The sequence below is a fragment of the Paenarthrobacter ureafaciens genome (assembly GCF_004028095.1).
In the GTDB taxonomy this organism is placed as follows: domain Bacteria; phylum Actinomycetota; class Actinomycetes; order Actinomycetales; family Micrococcaceae; genus Arthrobacter; species Arthrobacter ureafaciens.
On record NZ_SBHM01000007.1, the window covers coordinates 1,973,955 to 1,992,523 of the forward strand.

The window sequence follows — 18,569 nt, forward strand, 5'->3', positions numbered from 1 at the left end:
GCCGAGCACGCCACAACCGATAAACCCAAACCTGACATTCAAAACCCGGATTCGAAACACACCCAAGGAGATTCATGTCCCGCGCACGCATTACGCTCGATCGCGACTTCACCGTAGGCGAGGTACCCCGCCGGCTTTTCGGTTCTTTCGTGGAACACATGGGCCGCTGTGTCTACACCGGCATCTACGAACCCGGCCACCCGGAGGCAGATGAGAAGGGCTTCCGCCAGGATGTCCTCAAGCTCGTCAAGGAACTCGGTGCCACCGTGATCCGCTACCCAGGCGGCAACTTCGTCTCCGGTTATAACTGGGAAGACGGCATCGGCCCCCGGGAGGACCGGCCGCGCCGCCTGGACGGAGCCTGGCACACCGTGGAGACCAACGCATTCGGCCTCCACGAGTTCGTGGACTGGTCCCGGCAGGCCGGCACCGAAATCATGGAGGCCATCAACCTGGGGACCAAGGGAGTGGATGCTGCCCGCCAGATCGTGGAATACGCCAACCACCCCGGCGGCAGCTACTGGTCCGACCTCCGGGCCAGGAATGGCCACAAGGACCCGTTCGACATCAAGCTGTGGTGCCTCGGCAACGAGATGGACGGGCCGTGGCAGATCGGGCACAAGACCGCCGAGGAATATGGCCGGTTGGCACAGGAAGCTGCCAAAGCAATGCGCTTCGTGGATCCCACCATTGAGTTAGTGGCCTGCGGAAGTTCCAACTCCGGGATGCCCACGTTCGGAGCGTGGGAGCAAACGGTGCTCACCCACACCTATGACGAGGTGGACTACGTTTCCCTCCACGCCTACTACCAGGAGCACGACGGCGACGTCGGCAGCTTCCTCGCTTCCGCCGTCGACACCGACTACTTCATCGAGTCGGTGGTGGCGACCGCCGACGCTGTCCGGGCCAAGGGCAAGCACAAGAAGCACATCAACCTGTCCTTCGACGAGTGGAACGTCTGGTACCAGCGCGGCCGGGACACCGAGGACCAGTTGAGCAACATCGTCAAGGGCCCGTGGGTTGAACACCCGCGGGTGATCGAGGACAAGTACAACGTCACCGACGCCGTGGTGGTGGGGACTCTGCTGAACTCGTTGCTGCGGCACGGCGACCGCGTGAAGATCGCCAACCAGGCGCAGCTGGTCAACGTGATCGCGCCGATCTTCAGCGAGGCCAACGGACCGGCGTGGAAGCAGTCCATCTTCCACCCGTTCGCACGCATGGCCGAGCTGGCCAAGGGGCAGATCCTGCAGCTGTCCGTGAACTCGGACAAGTACTCGAACGCGCGTTTCGGCGACACCGACCTGGTGGACGTCAGCGCCACGTGGAACGAGGAAACGGGCCGGGTTGCCTTGTTCTTCGCCAACCGCGGACTGGAGGAGGCCGCCGACGTCGAGGCAGCCCTGCATGGTTTCGACGCCCGCCAGGTTCTTCGGGCCGAGGTCCTGGAAATACCCGACGGCGGGGACCGCTTCACCATCAACAGCCAGTCCCAGCCGGACCGGGTGGGGCTGACGCCACTGGAAGGCGTCAAGGCCTCCGGTTCCGAGCTGCGGCTGACGCTGCCCGCTTTGTCCTGGGCCGTCGTCGAACTCGAGGTGGCGAAAGCCTAGCCCCCGCACCCAACCGGGCGGCACCCAACCGGGTCGCAGTTGAGCGCATTTTGAGCCGTCAAAACGCGCTTAACTGCGACCTACTTGGGGGGAGTACGACGGCGGGTGGTCAGTTGACGGCGCAGCCGTCCGGGCCGCAGGCCTCGGCGTCGGAGGATCCCACCGGGATCAGCGGGTTGGCTTCCTGCCACGCCTGGTTGAGGGCTTGGGAGAAGAGCTCGGCCGGCTGGGCGCCGGAGATGCCGTACTTGCGGTCGATGACGAAGAACGGGACGCCGGTGACGCCGATGGCGCGGGCCTCGTTGATGTCCATGGTGACCTGTTCGCTGAACTTGTCCGTGGTGAAGAGTTCAGCCACCTCATCGGCCGGAAGATCCAGCGCCTCACCGAGCCCGGTCAGGTACTCCTGGCTTCCGATGTCCTTGCCGTGCTCAAAGTGGTCGCTGAGCAGGCGCTCCTTCGCCAGGTCCTGCTTGCCGTGGGTGGCTGCCAAATGGATGAGCCGGTGGGCCGTGAAGCTGTTGGCCACCACAACGCTGTCAAAGTGGTAATCCAGCCCTTCGTCCTTCGCAGTCTGCGTGACGTGGGCGAACATCTGCTTGACCTGCTCCGGAGCCATGCCCTTGCGCTTGCTCAGGTAGTCCAGCTCGGTACCGTCGTAGTGTTCGGGGACGGAAGGATCCAGTTGGTAGCTCCGCCATTCCACCTCCACCGAATCGCGATGCGGGAACTGTGCAAGGGCACTTTCAAAACGGCGCTTGCCGATGTAGCACCACGGGCAGGCGACGTCGGACCAGATCTCAATCTTCATGCCTGCGTCAACCGGGGCAGCACAGGGAGCATTCCGGCAACAGGCTGTTATTTTCCTCACGGGGCTAATAGCCTTGATCCGGGTTAGGAAGTCAGCCCGCTGTGTATGGGGGTTATGCGCGGAGGCATGGATGCGCATTGGACTTATTGTTGGACCCTGGTTCACCGTCCCGCCGGAGAAATACGGCGGAACCGAGCGCGTCGTGGATGCCCTTGCGCGGGCGCTCAGCGACGCCGGGCACGACGTTCTCCTCGCGGCGTCGTCGGACAGTACCTGTCCGGTACCCCAACTGGACGGGCTGGGTCCCAGCCGTCCGGGCGAACTCGGGGAGACGCTGAGCGAACTGGAACACATCATCAAGGCCTATGCGGGCATGGGCGAGGTGGATATCATCCATGACCACACCCTGGGCGGGCCCCTGTACGGGCACAGGCCCCCGGGCGTTCCGGTGGTTACCACCATCCACGGACCGCTGAATGAGCAATCGGCGGTGCTGTACCGGGCCATGGCATCAGACACGGCGGTGATCGCCATTTCCCACTGCCAGCGGTCCCGGGTGCCCGATGTTCCGATGTCGGCCGTGATCCATCACGGATTGGATCTCTCCACGGTGTCCGTCGGCAGCGGCAGCGGAGGCTACGCTTGCTTCGTTGGCCGCATGTGCCCGGACAAAGGGCTCATGGAGGCGGTGGGGATCGCCCGGGAAGCCGGGATACCCCTGCGGATCGCCGCCAAGATGCACGCCAAGGACGAACAGCGTTTCTACCAGGAAGTGGTGAAGCCTGCGCTGGGCCCACAGGAGGAGTTCCTGGGTGAGCTGGCTGATCCGGAGAAGTACCAGCTGATGGGTGACGCCGCCGTCCTCATCAATCCGATTCAATGGCACGAACCGTTCGGGCTGGTGATGATCGAGGCATTGGCCACCGGAACCCCGGTCATTGCTACGCCCATGGGTGCAGCCCCGGAGATCATCCAGCACGGCAAGACCGGATTCCTGGGCGACGTCCACCAGCTGGCCGGTTTCGTGGACGCCGCAACGAAGCTTAGCCGCGCCGAATGCCGGAGAGCCGTTGAGGGGTACTTCAGTGCAGGCCGGATGGCAGCGGAACATCTGGAGCTCTACGCGCGGGTGATCGAACAATTCAAGGGCAAGGGGGTTACGGGCGGGCCTTACGTGAAAGAGAATCAAAGGCAGGCCTTTTAAAACCGCAGCTAAGGAGCCCCACCGCCCATGACAGCCTGGAATGCAGATACAGAAGCAGGAGCGTCCGAACTGGGGGCGGTGACGGTCGTCGAAGGCTCTTCCTTCTGCATCTCATCCCATACAGGTGACGTCCACGCCGGGGGTTCGCAGGGCGCTTACTACCAGGACACCCGAATCGTCTCCCGCTGGGTACTGCGCATCAACGGCGAACCGCGCGAGCCCTTGGTGGCCCGCAATCCGACGGCTTTCCAAGCAGAATATGTGGGCCGGGCCTGCACTGAGGACGGCCGGTTCGAGAGCCCGTTGCTGGTCCAGCACCAGCGCAGCATCGGCTCGGGACTTCGGGATGACATCACTATCCGGAACTACTCCAGCGAGCCGTCCAACTGCACCATCGAAGTGATCCTCGACGCCGATCTTGCGGACCTTTTTGACGTCAAGGGTGGTCGCGCCGGACACGTTGACGGGACCCTGAAGACCGCGCATGAGGACCGGTTGTACATCGAGTCCCGCCACTCAAACGGACAGCAGCGGGGCGTTTCCTTCCACGCAGAGGGGGCAAAGGTCACCGAGGAAGGGCTGACGTTCAATGTCACTATCCCTGCCAGGACCCACTGGACCGCCACTGTGATTGCCCTGCCCATCACCAATGGGAAAGAACCGGAAAATCCCTTTACCGCGGCGACGCCGCTCAGCCACAGCGTCGGCGCGCAACGCCATGAACAGTGGGAGGAGCACGTTCCCCGCATCCGCGTTACCGACATCAACGTCACCGGTGTGCTGGAGAAGAGCCAGCGCGACCTCGGCTCCCTGCGGATCTTCGACGCGAAACACCCCGACCGTGCTGCCGTAGCGGCCGGAGCGCCCTGGTTCATGGCGTTGTTCGGCAGGGACTCGCTGCTGGCCTCCTACATGTCACTCATGGTCGACCCCAGCCTCGCCGCCGGCACCCTGCAAACGTTGGCAGGCCTGCAGGGGACCAAAGTGGACATCGACTCCGAAGAGGAGCCGGGACGGATACCCCACGAAGTCAGGCTCGGGGTGACTGCGGGGCTCTCGCTCGGCGGCACAGCCTACTACGGGACAGCCGATGCCACACCGCTCTTCGTCTCCACCCTGGGCGAACTCAGCCGCTGGGGACTGGGGTCGGACATCATCGAATCCCTGCTCCCGCATGCCGACCGGGCGATCGAGTGGATGGAGAAGTACGGCGACCGCGACGGCGATGGGTTCATCGAGTACCAGAGGCCGAACCCCCACGGCCTGATCAACCAAGGGTGGAAGGACTCATGGGACGGCATCAACTTCGCCGACGGAACCATGGCGGAGGCGCCGATCGCACTCTGCGAAGTCCAGGCTTACGCCTATGCGGCGTACGTGGGCCGTTCCCTGCTGGCACGCGCGGCGGGGGACACCGCCGTCGAACGCCGCTGCGCGGACCGGGCCGAGGCACTCAAGGAGGCCTTCAACAAGACTTTCTGGCTGCCGGACAAGGGCTATTACGCGCTCGCCCTGGACAAGGACAAGAAGCCCGTGGATTCGTGCACGTCCAATATGGGCCACTGCCTGTGGGTTGGCATCGTGGACGAAGACAAAGCGCCGCTGGTGGCCGAGCGGCTCATGTCGCCTGAAATGTTCACCGGCTGGGGGATCCGCACCCTCGCCTCGGACATGGGGGCCTACAACCCCGTCAGCTACCACAACGGTTCGGTGTGGCCCCACGACACGGCGATCGTCGCCACCGGATTGATGCGATATGGCTTCGTTGAGGAAGCCAGTCGCGTTGCCAGCGGATTGTTCGACGCCGCCAAGCACTTCGGCGGCCGGCTTCCGGAACTTTTCTGCGGCTTTGACCGCTCGGACTTTCCGGAGCCCGTTCCCTATCCGACGGCGTGTTCCCCGCAGGCATGGGCGGCTGCGGCTCCGGTGCAGCTCGCCAGGATCCTGCTGCGCTTCGATCCGGACTTCACCCGGGACGTGCTGCACCTGGCACCGATACTCCCCGCATCCTTCGGGACGTTCAGCGCTGACAACGTCTTGCTGGGTGACTCACGGATCACCATCGAGGCAGCCGGGCCCACGGGGTCGGTGGCGGGGTTGCCGGAAAACCTGCGGCTGCGCAACGATCCGCGGCCGCCGTTGGCCGGGGACCTGTTCGGCTAGACCGCGTACTCCATGACGAAGTCGTGCTCCACGGTGTTGCCCAGCTGGAATGACTTGGTGCCCACCCGTTCGAAGCCGTTCTTCTCGTAGAAACGGATGGCCTTGGCGTTCTGGCTGTTGACTCCGAGCCACACACCGGCCGCTCCCTTGTCTGCCGCATCGGCAAGGGAGGCCTTCATGAGCCGGGCAGCTGCGCCGTGGCCGTGGTGTTCGGGATGGACGTAGCACTTGCTGAGTTCGGTGGAAGGCTGGGCTGAGAGGACCGAGGCCACATCGGGGTCGCTGGCGGGCTTGGCGATGAGCATGGTGTAGCCGTTCAGTTGGCCGGCGTCATCGAGCACGAGGATGGTGATGTTCGCGTCCGCGAGGTACTCGGCGAACCTGGCCTCGCTCAGGTGCTTCTCCAGATGGGCCTGGATGTCCTCCGGGGAGGAGCCCGGCGGGCACGCCAGCGGAAAGGTGACGGCCGCAAGCTCAGCGAGCTTCCCGGCGTCGTTGCTTGTAGCGGTGCGGATAGTCTCGGTCAACGCAGTGTCCCTCCAGGAGTCGGGTACGGAAAATGCCCCCAAGAACGCATCTTAGGGGCATTTTCCGTGCGCAAAACTCCTAGTCGGCTTTGACTGCCAGCACCGGGCAGTCCGCTTCCAGCAGGATCCGTTGGGAGACGCTGCCCATGATGAGCTTTCCAACGGGGCTGCGCCGACGCAGTCCGATCACGATCAGATCCGCGTCGTGTTCATCTGCGGCATCCAGGACCTCGGCCGCCGCGTCATGGCCACGAACCGGTTGCGTGATGGTGTGGCTGATGCCTTGCGTTGCAAGCCGTTGCTCGATTCCCTGGATGTCCGGCTCCTGGGCGTAGCGGTTGTCCACCAGGGCATCGCCCTTCGAGGAATTGATGACGAGGAGGTGGTTGTTGCTCTTCTTTGCCTCGGCGATGGCCTGCGTCAGCGCGGCCTCACCTTCCGGCGTGGGGACGTATCCCACCACGATGGTCATGGGTTCTCCTGTTTCTTGGTGTTAGTCGCTGTAGTCCGCAGCACCGGAATTGGCGGGAAGCAGCGGGTCCTTGGCTGGACGTTTGGGCCGGATGAGCTTGTACGCAAACGGCCAAACCAGCACGATCGCAACGATGATGTACACAACGATCGCGATCGGCTCGCTGAAGAGCCCGGCGGGGTCGCCGGCGCTCAGTTGCAGGGTCTTGCGGAGTTGGCCTTCGATCCGCGGGCCGAGGATGACGCCGAGGATCAAGGGCAGGACAGGTAGGCCGAAGCGGCGCATCATGAAGCCCAGGGCACCGAGGACCAGCAGGATCACCAGGTCGAACGCCTGCAGGTTCACCGAGTAGGCGCCCAAGGTGGCGAAGAACAGGATTCCTGCGTACAGGTAGGGCCGCGGTAGTTGGAGCAGTTTGGCCCACAGCGGAGCCAGTGGCAGGTTGATGAGCAACAGCAGCAGGTTGCCGATGAACAGGCTGGCGATCAGGGCCCACACCAGCGGTCCCTGGCTGGCAAAGAGCTGCGGTCCCGGCTGGATGCCGTAGGTGGTGAAGGCTGCGAGCATGACGGCGGCCGTTGCGTTGGTGGGCAGGCCCAGCGCCAGCATGGGGGTCAGGGTGCCCGCCGCGGCTGCGTTGTTGGCAGCTTCCGGCCCGGCAACGCCTTCGATTGCGCCCTTGCCGAATTCTTCAGGGTGCTTGCTTAGCCGCTTCTCGGTGACGTAGGAGAGGAAGGTGGGGATCTCCGCTCCGCCTGCGGGAAGGGCGCCGAACGGGAAGCCGAACGCGGTGCCGCGGAGCCACGGCTTCCAGGAACGGCTCCAGTCCTTCTTCCCCATCCAGGGGCGGCCTACGGGAATGATGTGCAATGGGCTGCGGCGAAGGTGGGCGGCTACCCAGAGTGCCTCACCAACAGCAAAAATGGCGACGGCGACAACCACAATGTCCAGGCCGTCGGCCAGGAACGGCTGGCCGAACGTCAAGCGGCGTTGGCCGGTGACCGAATCGATGCCCACCAGGCCGATGGCCAGCCCGAGTGCCAGTGATGCAAAGCCGCGGAGCCTGGACGAACCAAGGACCGCTGTTACTGCCAGCAGGGCCAGGACCATGATGGCGAAGTAGCTGGGGGCGCCAAGGCTGACGGCGAACTTGACCACGATCGGCGCGAAGACGGCCAACAAGGCGGTGCCGATGGTGCCGGCAACGAACGAGCCGATGGCGGCCGTGGCCAGCGCTTGGGCGGCCCGCCCGGCCTTGGCCATCTTGTTGCCCTCAATGGCTGTGACAACGGACGATGACTCACCCGGGGTGTTGAGCAGGATGGAGGTGGTGGAACCGCCGTACATGCCGCCGTAGTAGATGCCGGCGAACATGATGAAAGCGCTGGTAGGTTCCAACGCGTACGTCACGGGCAGGAGCAGGGCCACGGTCATGGCCGGTCCCAGGCCGGGGAGGACACCAACGGCGGTGCCGAGGAGTACGCCGATCATGGCGTACAGGAGGTTCATGGGGGTCAGGGCGGTGGCAAAACCGTCCATCAGCGAGGACAGGACGTCCATCAGAGGATTCCTTCCAGAAGCCCGGCGGGCAGTGCAATGCCCAGGCCGAGGTAGAAGCCGTAGAAGGTCAGCAGGGAGAGTGCCAGGGCAATCAGGCCGTCACGGACATAGCGCCGGCTGCCCAGGGCCAAAACGCTGCCCCAGAAGAGGAGAGTTCCGGAGATCACCCATCCGGCCCAGTCAATGAGCAGGATGTTCAGGATGAAGGCGCCCGCCAAGGGGAGGACCGTCTTCCAATCGGCGGGGTGCGCCAGGTCGACGTCTTCGCCGCCTTCGGCTTCACCCTTGCCGCCGCGGAGGACGTTGATGGCCAGCAGAACGGCACAAACCAGCAAGAGGCCTGCGACGATGAACGGCACAGTCTTGGGCCCAACCGGGTCCGATTTGGAGTACGGGGTGGCCAGGCCGTTGGCGTCCAGGAAGACCAGGACCCCGGCCGCGCCGAGCAGGAGGGAAACTCCCAGCTCGGCGCGGCCCTTGAGGCCTTTTACTGCAGTGCTCACGCCAAGCCAAGCTTGGTGAGGACGTCGGCCACCCGCTTGTCCTGGTCGGTCAGGAAGGTCTGGAACTCGTCACCGGTGATGAAGGCGTCCGTCCAGCTGTGGGTCTTCAGGGCTTCCTTCCATCCTGCGGATTCGTGCATCTTTTCCAAGGCCGCGATCAGGGACTTCTTGTCCTCATCGCTGATGCCCGGAGGTGCCACAACGCCACGCCAGTTGGTGAAGACGAGGTCGATGTTGGACTCCTTGAGCGTTGGTGCGTCCACGCCGTCCAACCGCTTTTCGCCGCTGGTAGCCAGAACGCGGACTTCGCCGGACTTGATCTGCTCCAGGTACTCGCCGGCTCCGGACGCTGCGAAGCCCAGCTTGTTGCCGAGGATCGCAGGCAGGAGGTCCCCACCGCCGTCGTAGGAAACGAAGTTCACCTTGGTAGCGTCGATGCCCACGGCACCGGCCAGCTGCATGGGCAGGAGGTGGTCCGGGCCGCCCGGCGAGGAGCCGCCGCCCACGGAAATGGAAGCGGGATCGGCCTTCCATGCCTTCACCAGGTCATCGATGGTCTTGTACGGGGAGTCCTTGCTGACCATGATGGCGCCGGGTTCCTCGATCAAGCGTGCCAGGGGAGTGGTCTGGGTCAGTTTGGATTCCGACTTGTTGGTGTAGCTGGCTCCCACCACGCCCAGGCCCATGAGCATGGCCAGATCGCCGTTGCCCTTCTCGTTGACCACGCGCGCCAGGCCCACGGTGCCGCCTGCTCCGGCCAGGTTGAAGACCTCGGTGTTGCTGGCGATCTTTTCGTTGTCCAGGACCTTGGCCGCGGCCCGGGCGGTGGTGTCGTATCCGCCGCCGGGGGTGTTGGGGACCATGATTTGCAGACCGCTGATGGGTTTGGCCGCACCGGTGCTTTCGGTGCCGGTGGAGCTCTTGCTGGTGGCACCACAACCGGTAGCCATCAGGGCGATGCCGGCTGCAACGGCGGCAATGCGCAATGCGCGGATCTGGCGCATGATGTTCCTCTTCTCAGTGAAAAAAATTCTTCATCGAATCTCTGTGCAGGTTCCCTCGGGTTCCTGCCCTGCGGTCGATGCTAGGACGGCCGGTGACGTGGATCACCCTTGTGTTCGCAGTGATCTTTAAGTTCATTGCGTTCACGCAGTAAGAGGCAAAAAGACCCGCTCAGGGGTATAGTTCCGGTACTCCATGGCGGATGTCCCGTGAACGCATCGAAGCCCATCGGCATCCGGCAAACCTGGAAATCACCCAAAGGACCAAGCAGTGACCCGACTGGCTCGAAGAAGAGGCATGTCCCTCGCCGGACAGTACCTTCTGCTGCAGCTGTTGATCGTGCTCGCCGTGCTCGTGGCCGTCGCAGCTATTTCGCTGGCTGAATCCGCCGCCGCCTTCGAGCGCACCGAGGGGCGCAGGGCACTGTCCGCTGCCGAAGCGTTGGGGAACAACCCCACCGTCCGTGAACTGCTCCCGACGGCGGAACCCCGCGCCGGTTCCGCCCTTCCGGCCGTCGCCGAGTCGGTACGGACAGTCTCCGGCTCGGGCCAGGTTGCCCTCGCGAAACTGGACGGGACGGTGGTCACCGCCTCCGATCCCGGGTTGGTAGGCAAAATTCTGCCCCTTGGCGACAGCCGGGTGAAGGAAGGCCGGGCCTGGACCGGAGTCCTCGCCGGCAGCACCGGCCCGGTCCTTTCCGCCCACGTGCCGGTCCTGGATGATTCCGGTGAAATGATCGGCATAGCTTCCATCAGCCGTAACTACCCCTCAACCCTGGAAAGACTGGGCGACGCCGCGCCCAACCTCCTGACCTACCTCGGCGTGGCCAGCATCCTCGGCGTTGCGGGTTCGCTCTTGTTGTCCCGGCGCGTCAAGAGGCAGACCCTGGGCATGGAACCACGCGAGATCACCGGACTCGTGGAAAACCGGGAGGCCATGCTGCAAGGCCTGAAAGAGGGTGTGGTCGCTTTGGATCCCCACGGGCGGATCACTGTGGCCAACCAGAGCGCCCGGCAACTCCTGGGGCTTCCCGGCGATTGCGTCGGACAGCGCCTCGCTTCGCTGCCCGTCGACCCGGCGCTCAAAGTGGTGCTGGCCAGGGACCAGGCGGACCCGGACCAGTTGGTTCTGGTGGGTGATCGGCTGGTGGTCATGAACAGGGTTGCGCTGACCTCCCGCGGAAGGGACATGGGTTCGGTCACGACGCTCAGGGACCGGACGGAAATGTCTTCCTTGGAGCGCGAACTCGGGGCAACCCGGACAGTAACCAACACGCTCCGTGCCCAGGCCCACGAGTTCGCCAACCAGCTCCATGTCATCTCCGGGCTGCTTCAACTGGAGGAGTACGAATCCGTGATCCAGTTCGTCAACGGCGCCACCGTGGACCGCACCAGGCTAAATGATGAAGTGACCAGCAGGATCCAGGACCCGGCGCTCGCGGCCTTGTTGATTGCCAAGTCCAGCCTCGCTACGGAGCGCGGGGTGGAACTGCAGCTTGATCCGGGATCCGCGCTGCCGCGCGTAGCGGAGGAACTTTCCCGCGACCTCACTACTGTGGTCGGGAACCTGGTGGACAACGCGTTCGACGCCGTCACCGGACTCCCCGGGGCAACGGTCAGCGTCTTGGTGGTCGAGTCCGGTGACGAGGTCCGGGTCACCGTCCGGGACAATGGTCCCGGGATTCCCGAGGGCGATGCCGAACAGATCTTCTCGCAGGGCTTCTCCACCAAGGAGCCAGGTTCCGGGGATTCCCGGGGTTTCGGCTTGGCAATCTCCCGGGTGATTTGCAGGCGCAGCGGCGGCGATCTGTCGGTATCGAACCATAACGGTGCGGTGTTCGCTGCGCGTTTCATGAAGGAGGCAGTACGCCCGTGATCAAGGTCCTGATTGTCGATGACGACTTCATGGTGGCCAAAGTGCATGCCGGCTTCATCCAACGGACTCCGGGATTTGCCGTTTTGGGAGTGGCGCATACGGGCGCGCAGGCCGTGCTGGAAACACAACGGTTGCAACCGGACCTTGTGCTGTTGGATATCCACTTGCCCGACGCCAACGGACTTGACCTCATGCACAAGCTGCGGGAGGTGGCTCCGGACCTGGACGTCCTGGTGATCAGTGCAGCCCGCGAAGTGGAAACGGTGCGCAAGGCCCTCCGCGGCGGCATTGTCCACTACCTCATCAAGCCTTTCTCCCAGGCCGACCTCCAAGAGCGGCTCGAGCATTACCTGCACGCGTACCACGGCCTGGATTCTTCAAAAGCCGAAGCTGAGCAATCCGACGTCAACAGGGTTTTTGGGCTGGGAACCTCCGAGCGGACGTTGCCCAAGGGGTGCAGCGTGGAGACCCTGGAACGGGTGGAGGAAACATTGAAGGCTGCTTCCGGGGACCTGTCAGCCGCCGAAGTCGCAGAAGAACTGGGCACATCGCGGGTGAGCGCGCGGCGTTATCTTGAGTACCTCCACGATGCCGGCGCCGTTGACGTGAAGCTGAAGTACGGCGTCGGACGTCCGGAAAGGCGCTACGTGCTCAAGGGGCGTTGAGTGCTTTTACTTGCTCGCCTTGGCGATGCGGATCAACTCCGCGGCAGTCCCCTCCGGGCGTCGCTCGGGCAGCCAGACAGCCCGCAGTGAACGGGTGAGATCCAGCCCTTGGACGGGCACTGCCACGAGTTGGCCCGTGGCAAGCTCCGCCGTCACAGCCAGTTCGCTCAGCACAGCCACCGCCGAACCTTCAACGGCGGCCGCTTTGACCGCCACCGTGCTGGCAAGTTCCATGCTCGTTGCCGCCAACGGGGTGCCGGACCGCTCCAACGCCCGGACCAAGGTGTCGCGGGTTCCCGAGCCGACTTCGCGGAGCACCAACTCCGCGGCAATCAGTTCGCAGGGCTCCACGGGAGTGCGTCGCCGCGCCCATGGATGGCTCGTTCCGACCACCACAACCAGCTCGTCGCGGGCCACCGTAGTTGACGCCACAGTGCGCGGAACTGTGGGGGTTTCCACGAAGCCCAAGGGGATTTTCCGTGCAGCCAATTGCTCAAGGACTTCTCCCGAATTCCCTACCGCCAAGCTCACGTGCAGGTCCGTGTGTGCCCTGCGGAAGCGTGCCAGCCAGCGCGGTGCGAGGTACTCGGCGATGGTCAGGCTGGCCGCAACCGTAAGGTGGGCGGCCTGCTCCGCTGCCAAGGACCGGGCGCCAAGGATCATCCGGTCCATCGCACCAAGTGCCTCGCGGGCCCAGGCAGTCACCACCTCCCCTTCGGTGGTGACCCGTGAACCGGCCGGAGTCCTGACCACAAGGGTGAGGCCGAGTTGGCGTTCCAGCCGGGCGAGGGCACGGCTGGCGTTCGGCTGGGCCATGCCGACGCGCCTTGCCGCAGCCCCCAACGAACCAGTCTCTGCCACCAGGACGAGGATCTCCAACGCGGTCAGGTCCGGGCGGCTGCTCATGCTTGGAAGATATGTGCAGCCTTAAGGTCATGTCAATTGCGCATGAGTTCAGGCCGGAAAGGCGGCTACCGCCGGGAGGGGATTCGGAGGATGGTGGAACCATGAGCACAACACGGCCGCGGACCTCCGCCGCATCGGAAGCCCCTGCGACCCCCGGGTGGGGCGCGCGCGGCGGACGTGGCGGCCGGCGTCGTGGGCCTGTCCTTTCCCTGGCGCCCGGGCTGGCCGCGTGCGTCGTGGCCTTGGCCCTGGCGTTCGGCATCCACGCCTTACTGCCGTCACTGCCCGCCATGACACTGGCGGTGGTCCTCGGCATCGCAGCGGCAAACCTGCCCGGCGTCTCGGGATGGGTTGGCGGATCCTGGCAACCCGGCCTTCGATTCGCGGGCAAGCACTTGATGCGTGCCGGCATCGTCCTCCTGGGCCTGAAGCTCAGCCTCGGGGACATCGCGGCCCTCGGCTGGCAGTCCTTTGCGCTCATCGTCGCGGTGGTACTGCTCTCCTTCGCGGGTACGTACGCCTTGGGCAAGCTCTTCAAGCTCCCCGGCGACGCACCTCTTCTCATCGCCACGGGATTCTCTATTTGCGGTGCCTCGGCCATCGGTGCCATGGCAGCGGTCCGGGGAACGAAGCACCAGGACACGGTGCTGCCCGTGGCCCTCGTAACCCTGTGCGGCACCTTGGCCATCGGCACGCTTCCGTTGCTCATGCACCCCCTGGGCCTGGATGCCGTGACGTTTGGCCGCTGGGTTGGTGCATCGGTTCACGATGTGGGACAGGTGGTGGCTGCGTCCCAGACGGCCGGTGCTGTTGCACTCAGCGCCGCGGTGGTCATCAAATTGTCCAGGGTGGTCCTGCTGGCTCCGATCGTCGCCACCGCAGGTCTGTTTGAACGACGACGGCGGCGGGCAACTGCCGCTGCAGCGGACCATGCGGGCACGTTCCCGCCGATCGTTCCCCTGTTCGTGGTGGGCTTCCTGGCCATGATCGCCGTCCGCAGCCTCGGCTGGGCTTCGCCGGAGGTGCTGGACTTCGGAAACCTGGCGCAGGAGATCGCCCTTGGAGCAGCCCTCTTCGGCCTGGGTTCCTCGGTGCGCGTGCGCGAACTCCTGCACGCCGGACCGCGGTCCCTGGTCATGGCTCTGTTCGCGTGGGCGTTGATTGCGGCTCTGGGCCTGGGGGCTGTTGTGTTGGCTGGTTAGCTGGGAACGTGGGCCCGATCTGCCGGCGAATATGGCCTTTCTTGTCGCAGGTAATTCTGACGACGGGTCCACTGGCGGGGTTGTACACCGATCCATACGTCCGGCTGCTCCGAATCTCTATACATGACGAGGAATACGCACAGGATCAGGGATGCTAAAGGTATGGCCGCGCTGGCGGGGGTGGTATCGGCCGCGGTTGTTCTGGCAGTCGCGGAGTTGGTCGGTGCGTTCTTCACGGCCAGGGCAACGCCGTTGTTCGCTCTGGGGGCCACCTTCATTGATTTCACGCCGCCGTGGTTGAAGGATTTCGCGATCGCAACGTTCGGTACCAATGACAAGGCCGCCCTCTTGGTTGGGATGGGCCTGACCATTGCGGTTCTGGCGTGTGTGTTGGGTGTGGTTGCCTACCGGAAGTGGGCGTTGGGGGTCCTGGGCGTGCTGTTCATGGGTGCCGTGATCGTGGCCTGTGTCCTAACGCGGGCCGGGGTGCAACCCGCGGACGCTATTCCATCCATTGCAGGAACTTTTGCCGGGCTGGCGGTCCTGCGCCTGCTTCTCCTGCCGGTGTGGCGGTTGAAGGCTTGGCCGGAAATCCCGGCGGATATGGCAACCGACGCCGACACTCCCGACGGCGGCCGCGTCACCAGCCGCCGTCGCTTCTTTGCCGCTGCCGGTGTGACGGCGGCGGCGGCCGGTATCGCTGCTACCGGTGGCCGGTTGCTGAGCGCGGCCCGGAATAACATCGCCCAGGCCCGGGATGCACTAAGGCTTCCTGTGCCCTCCAGGCCAGCTGCCCCCGTACCGGCGAATGTCCAGTCGCCGGTGAAGGGTGTGTTGCCATGGTTGACGCCGAACAAGGATTTCTACCGGATCGATACAGCCTTGAGCGTTCCCGAAATCAACGTTGAGGATTGGGAACTGCGGGTCCATGGGATGGTCGAAGAGGAGATCACGCTGACTTTCCAGGACCTGCTCGACGCGGAGCTGATCGAATCGCACGTCACGCTCACCTGCGTCTCCAACCCGGTGGGCGGAAAATTGGTCGGTAACGCGAAATGGCTGGGGATGCCCCTGCGCGATGTCCTGGCCAAGGCACGCCCGAAGGAGGGCGCGGACATGGTCCTGTCCCGCTCCATTGACGGGTTCAGCGCCTCCACTCCGTTGGAAGTCCTGCAGGAGGCTGGCCGGGATGCGATGCTGGCCATCGGCATGAACGGCGAACCCCTGCCCCTCGAACACGGCTACCCGGTGCGCATGGTGGTTCCAGGACTGTACGGCTTTGTCTCCGCAACCAAGTGGGTCGTCGACCTGGAAGTCACCCGCTTCGCAGACAGCAAGGCCTACTGGACCGAGCGGGGGTGGTCCGAGCGGGGACCTATCAAGACCATGGCGAGGGTGGACGTCCCGGCGTCCTTTGCGAAACTGCCGGCCGGGAAGGTCGCTGTCGGTGGCTCCGCCTGGGCCCAAACCCGGGGCATCACCAAAGTGGAGGTGCAGATAGACGACGGCGACTGGGTGGAAGCCACGCTGTCGGACGAAGCGTCCACCATCACGTGGAGGCAGTGGTCGTACGAGTGGGACGCAACGCCCGGCAACCACTATGTCAGGGCCCGCGCGACGGACGGCACCGGCGAAGTGCAGACAGACAAACGCGCCGATCCCGTACCGGATGGAGCCTCCGGCTGGCCCTCAGTCATGGTCACTGTGGAATAGGGCGCGTCAAGCACCCCTTGCTGCTTGCCAAAGGCTGCTGGCCTAAAGAGGGGCGGGCATGACGCCGTTTTCACGGTGACGGTCACGCCCGCCCCTCTCTTCCTAGCCTTGCTTGAACGCTGCGTCGAAAGAGGTTTGCGAGGCGGGGAAGTCGAACTTTTTCAGGGCAGCGAGGGCTTCGGGGGCGCCGTGGAGGCGGTCCATGCCGGCGTCTTCCCATTCGATGCTGATGGGGCCGTTGTAGCCGATCGCGGACAGGGCGCGGAAGGAGGCTTCCCAAGGCACGTCGCCGCGTCCGGCGGAGACGAAGTCCCAACCGCGGCGGGGGTCGCCCCACGCGAGGTGGGAGCCCAGGACCGTGTTACGGCCGGTTTGGCGGACCTTCGTGTCCTTGCAGTCCACGTGGTAGATCCGGTCCTTGAAGTCCCAGATGAAGGAGACGGGATCGATGCCTTGCCACATCATGTGGGAGGGGTCCCAGTTCAGGCCGAACGCCTCCCGGTGCCCGATCGCCTCCAACGTGCGCTGAGTGGTCCAGTAGTCGTAGGCGATCTCGGACGGGTGGACTTCGTGGGCGAACTTCACCCCTTGTTCGTCGAAGACGTCCAGGATGGGATTCCATCGGTCGGCGAAGTCCTGGTAGCCGGCGTCGATGACTTTTTCCGGGACGGGCGGGAACATGGCCACGTACTGCCAGATCGAGGAGCCGGTGAATCCCACTACGGTGTCCACCCCCAAAGCCTTGGCGAGTCGGGCGGTGTGTTTCATTTCTTCGGCGGCGCGCTGGCGGACGCCTTCGGGGTTCCCGTCGCCCCACACGCGAGAGCCCACGATTGCTTCGTGGCGGAAGTCGATGGGGTCATCGCAGACGGCTTGGCCTTTGAGGTGGTTGGAGATGGCCCAGACTTTGAGGTTGTACTTGTCCAGGAGTTCGAGCTTGGATTCGACGTAGCCGGGTTCATCCCAGCGCCAGGCGTCCAGGTGGTCTCCGGAGACGGCGATTTCCAAGCCGTCATAGCCCCAGCCCGAGGCAAGCTTGGCGACTTCCTCGAGGGGGAGGTCGGCCCACTGGCCGGTGAACAGGGTGTACGGGCGGGGCATGGTCAGGCTCCTTCGGTGGTGCTGGACAGTTGGATCAATGAGCTTTTGGCGGCTGCGGACTCTTCGATAGCGGCCAGGACGTGCTGGACGTTCAGACCCTCCTCGAACGACGGCGACGGTTGGGTTCCGTCCTGGATGGCCAGGAGGAAATCGCGGACCTGGTGGGTGAAGGTGTGTTCCCACCCGATGATGTGTCCTTGCGGCCACCATGCCTCAAGGTACGGGTGTTCGGGTTCGTTGACCAGGATCCGCCGGAAACCCTGTTCCCGCACGGGAACGGTGGCGTCCAGGAAGCCGAGCTCGTTGAGGGCTTCGAGGTCGAACAGGATGGTGCCCTTGTCGCCATAGATCTCAAGTTTGAGGGAGTTCTTTTGTCCCGTGGCTACACGGGAGACTTCCACGGAGGCGATTGCTCCGGAGGTGAGGGTCAGCGTGGCCCAAGCGGCGTCGTCGACCGTTACTTCTTCCAGTCCTGCCTCGCCGGGGCGGTGGTCAACGAACGTCTGGAGGCGGCCGGTGACCTCGGTGACGGCGTCGCCGAGGAGGAAGAGGACCTGGTCGATCGCGTGGGAGGCGATGTCCCCGAGCGCTCCCGAGCCCGCTGTCTCCTTGCGGAGCCGCCACGTCATGGGGGATTCGGCGTCGGAAAGCCAGTCCTGGAGGTAGGCGGCGCGGACGTGGCGGACAGTGCCGAGCCGGCCCTCCACTATCAGCTCCCGGGCCAGGGCCAGTGCGGGGACGCGCCGGTAGTTGAAGCCGATCATGGACTGCACGCCCCGGGCGCGGGCCTTCGCTGCGGCGGCGGTCATGAGTTCGGCCTCGACGAGGGTATTGGCGAGGGGTTTTTCGACCAGGACGTGTTTGCCGGCTTCGAGGGCGGCGACGGCGATTTCAGCGTGCATCCAGCCGGGGGCGCAGATGTCGATGACGTGGATGTCGTCCCGCTCAATGACTTCACGCCAATCGGTCGCCGATTCGGCCCAGCCGTACTTGGCGGCGGCTTCGGCCACCTGGGTTGCGTCCCGGCCCACGAGCACTTTCTGCTCAAAGGCCGGGACGTCGAAGAAACTGGCCACATTCCGCCATGCATTCGAGTGGGCCTTCCCCATGAAGGCGTAACCGATGGCGGCCACGCCCAGGGGGCGGGCTGTGCTGCTGTCCTGCGACAGCGCTGGCGTATGCGCCGTGTTCATTGTGATGCTCCTAAAGAAGGGCCGGATGGCCGGGAGGACTCCCGGCCCCGGAGATGGTC

General features: G+C 64.5%; 16 protein-coding genes. 7 read left to right on the top strand and 9 right to left on the bottom strand.

Annotation, left to right across the window (positions count from 1 at the left end):
* The first annotated feature begins 74 nt into the window (after positions 1-74).
* A complete protein-coding gene (arfA, locus tag AUR_RS13555) occupies positions 75-1,613 on the top strand; it encodes an arabinosylfuranosidase ArfA (protein ID WP_021471638.1) in 1,539 nt (512 codons plus the stop codon).
* 109 nt (positions 1,614-1,722) lie between these two features.
* Here arfA and AUR_RS13560 read toward each other — a convergent pair whose 3' ends face one another.
* Positions 1,723-2,424 carry a DsbA family oxidoreductase gene (locus AUR_RS13560; RefSeq protein ID WP_021471637.1) on the bottom strand — a complete coding sequence of 234 codons (702 nt, stop codon included), beginning with the start codon at positions 2,422-2,424 and terminating at the stop codon, positions 1,723-1,725.
* 130 nt (positions 2,425-2,554) lie between these two features.
* On the opposite strand from AUR_RS13560, the gene AUR_RS13565 reads away from it, so the two are divergent.
* Complete coding sequence (locus tag AUR_RS13565) at positions 2,555-3,628, top strand: glycosyltransferase family 4 protein (protein ID WP_062095091.1); 1,074 nt, start codon at positions 2,555-2,557, stop codon at positions 3,626-3,628.
* Between the two features lie 27 nt (positions 3,629-3,655).
* Positions 3,656-5,791 carry an amylo-alpha-1,6-glucosidase gene (locus AUR_RS13570; protein WP_062095093.1) on the top strand — a complete coding sequence of 712 codons (2,136 nt, stop codon included), beginning with the start codon at positions 3,656-3,658 and terminating at the stop codon, positions 5,789-5,791.
* Here AUR_RS13570 and AUR_RS13575 read toward each other — a convergent pair.
* The 5 genes from AUR_RS13575 to AUR_RS13595 form a co-directional block, all read right to left on the bottom strand.
* Entirely contained in the window at positions 5,788-6,318 is a 531-nt protein-coding gene (locus AUR_RS13575; RefSeq protein ID WP_021471634.1) for a GNAT family N-acetyltransferase, read from the bottom strand. The genes AUR_RS13570 and AUR_RS13575 overlap by 4 nt on opposite strands.
* A gap of 79 nt (positions 6,319-6,397) precedes the next feature.
* A complete protein-coding gene (locus tag AUR_RS13580; protein WP_062095095.1) occupies positions 6,398-6,790 on the bottom strand; it encodes a universal stress protein in 393 nt (130 codons plus the stop codon).
* A gap of 21 nt (positions 6,791-6,811) precedes the next feature.
* The gene (locus AUR_RS13585) at positions 6,812-8,350 is read right to left on the bottom strand and encodes a tripartite tricarboxylate transporter permease (RefSeq protein WP_062095096.1); all 1,539 of its coding nucleotides are present in this window, start codon (positions 8,348-8,350) and stop codon (positions 6,812-6,814) included.
* Positions 8,350-8,853 carry a tripartite tricarboxylate transporter TctB family protein gene (locus AUR_RS13590; RefSeq protein ID WP_021471631.1) on the bottom strand — a complete coding sequence of 168 codons (504 nt, stop codon included), beginning with the start codon at positions 8,851-8,853 and terminating at the stop codon, positions 8,350-8,352. Before AUR_RS13590 ends, AUR_RS13585 begins: the two co-directional genes overlap by 1 nt.
* The gene (locus AUR_RS13595; RefSeq protein WP_021471630.1) at positions 8,850-9,857 is read right to left on the bottom strand and encodes a Bug family tripartite tricarboxylate transporter substrate binding protein; all 1,008 of its coding nucleotides are present in this window, start codon (positions 9,855-9,857) and stop codon (positions 8,850-8,852) included. Before AUR_RS13595 ends, AUR_RS13590 begins: the two co-directional genes overlap by 4 nt.
* Before the next feature lie 295 nt (positions 9,858-10,152).
* Here AUR_RS13595 and AUR_RS13600 point away from each other — a divergent pair, with 295 nt between their 5' ends.
* Positions 10,153-11,730 (top strand): sensor histidine kinase, encoded by a 1,578-nt coding sequence (locus AUR_RS13600; RefSeq protein ID WP_062095098.1) that lies wholly within the window; start codon positions 10,153-10,155, stop codon positions 11,728-11,730.
* On the top strand, positions 11,727-12,395 hold the full coding sequence (locus tag AUR_RS13605) for a response regulator (RefSeq protein WP_062095101.1): 669 nt from the start codon (positions 11,727-11,729) through the stop codon (positions 12,393-12,395). Before AUR_RS13600 ends, AUR_RS13605 begins: the two co-directional genes overlap by 4 nt.
* 6 nt (positions 12,396-12,401) lie before the next feature.
* On the opposite strand, the gene AUR_RS13610 is transcribed toward AUR_RS13605, so the two are convergent.
* Entirely contained in the window at positions 12,402-13,301 is a 900-nt protein-coding gene (locus tag AUR_RS13610; RefSeq protein WP_062095102.1) for a LysR family transcriptional regulator, read from the bottom strand.
* Positions 13,302-13,402: 101 nt separating this feature from the next.
* Between AUR_RS13610 and AUR_RS13615 the strand changes: the two genes are divergently transcribed.
* Positions 13,403-14,503 (top strand): YeiH family protein, encoded by a 1,101-nt coding sequence (locus tag AUR_RS13615; protein ID WP_082694482.1) that lies wholly within the window; start codon positions 13,403-13,405, stop codon positions 14,501-14,503.
* A 162-nt stretch (positions 14,504-14,665) separates the two neighbouring features.
* A complete protein-coding gene (locus AUR_RS13620) occupies positions 14,666-16,216 on the top strand; it encodes a molybdopterin-dependent oxidoreductase (protein ID WP_128397179.1) in 1,551 nt (516 codons plus the stop codon).
* A 102-nt stretch (positions 16,217-16,318) separates the two neighbouring features.
* Here the strand turns inward: AUR_RS13620 and AUR_RS13625 are convergent, their stop codons facing one another.
* Together AUR_RS13625 and AUR_RS13630 are read right to left on the bottom strand one after the other, a co-directional pair.
* Positions 16,319-17,317, bottom strand: a complete 999-nt coding sequence (locus AUR_RS13625; protein ID WP_128397180.1) for a sugar phosphate isomerase/epimerase family protein — start codon at positions 17,315-17,317, stop codon at positions 16,319-16,321.
* A gap of 2 nt (positions 17,318-17,319) precedes the next feature.
* Complete coding sequence (locus AUR_RS13630) at positions 17,320-18,510, bottom strand: Gfo/Idh/MocA family protein (RefSeq protein ID WP_062095106.1); 1,191 nt, start codon at positions 18,508-18,510, stop codon at positions 17,320-17,322.
* Positions 18,511-18,569: the final 59 nt, after the last annotated feature.

Coding starts and splice junctions, on each gene's coding strand:
- AUR_RS13570 (WP_062095093.1), top strand. CDS start 3,656: ATGACAGCCTGGAATGCAGATACAGAAGCAGGAGCGTCCGAACTGGGG.
- AUR_RS13580 (WP_062095095.1), bottom strand. CDS start 6,790: ATGACCATCGTGGTGGGATACGTCCCCACGCCGGAAGGTGAGGCCGCG.
- AUR_RS13620 (WP_128397179.1), top strand. CDS start 14,666: ATGGCCGCGCTGGCGGGGGTGGTATCGGCCGCGGTTGTTCTGGCAGTC.
- AUR_RS13595 (WP_021471630.1), bottom strand. CDS start 9,857: ATGCGCCAGATCCGCGCATTGCGCATTGCCGCCGTTGCAGCCGGCATC.
- arfA (WP_021471638.1), top strand. CDS start 75: ATGTCCCGCGCACGCATTACGCTCGATCGCGACTTCACCGTAGGCGAG.
- AUR_RS13610 (WP_062095102.1), bottom strand. CDS start 13,301: ATGAGCAGCCGCCCGGACCTGACCGCGTTGGAGATCCTCGTCCTGGTG.
- AUR_RS13615 (WP_082694482.1), top strand. CDS start 13,403: ATGAGCACAACACGGCCGCGGACCTCCGCCGCATCGGAAGCCCCTGCG.
- AUR_RS13630 (WP_062095106.1), bottom strand. CDS start 18,510: ATGAACACGGCGCATACGCCAGCGCTGTCGCAGGACAGCAGCACAGCC.
- AUR_RS13585 (WP_062095096.1), bottom strand. CDS start 8,350: ATGGACGTCCTGTCCTCGCTGATGGACGGTTTTGCCACCGCCCTGACC.
- AUR_RS13560 (WP_021471637.1), bottom strand. CDS start 2,424: ATGAAGATTGAGATCTGGTCCGACGTCGCCTGCCCGTGGTGCTACATC.
- AUR_RS13625 (WP_128397180.1), bottom strand. CDS start 17,317: ATGCCCCGCCCGTACACCCTGTTCACCGGCCAGTGGGCCGACCTCCCC.
- AUR_RS13565 (WP_062095091.1), top strand. CDS start 2,555: ATGCGCATTGGACTTATTGTTGGACCCTGGTTCACCGTCCCGCCGGAG.
- AUR_RS13600 (WP_062095098.1), top strand. CDS start 10,153: ATGTCCCTCGCCGGACAGTACCTTCTGCTGCAGCTGTTGATCGTGCTC.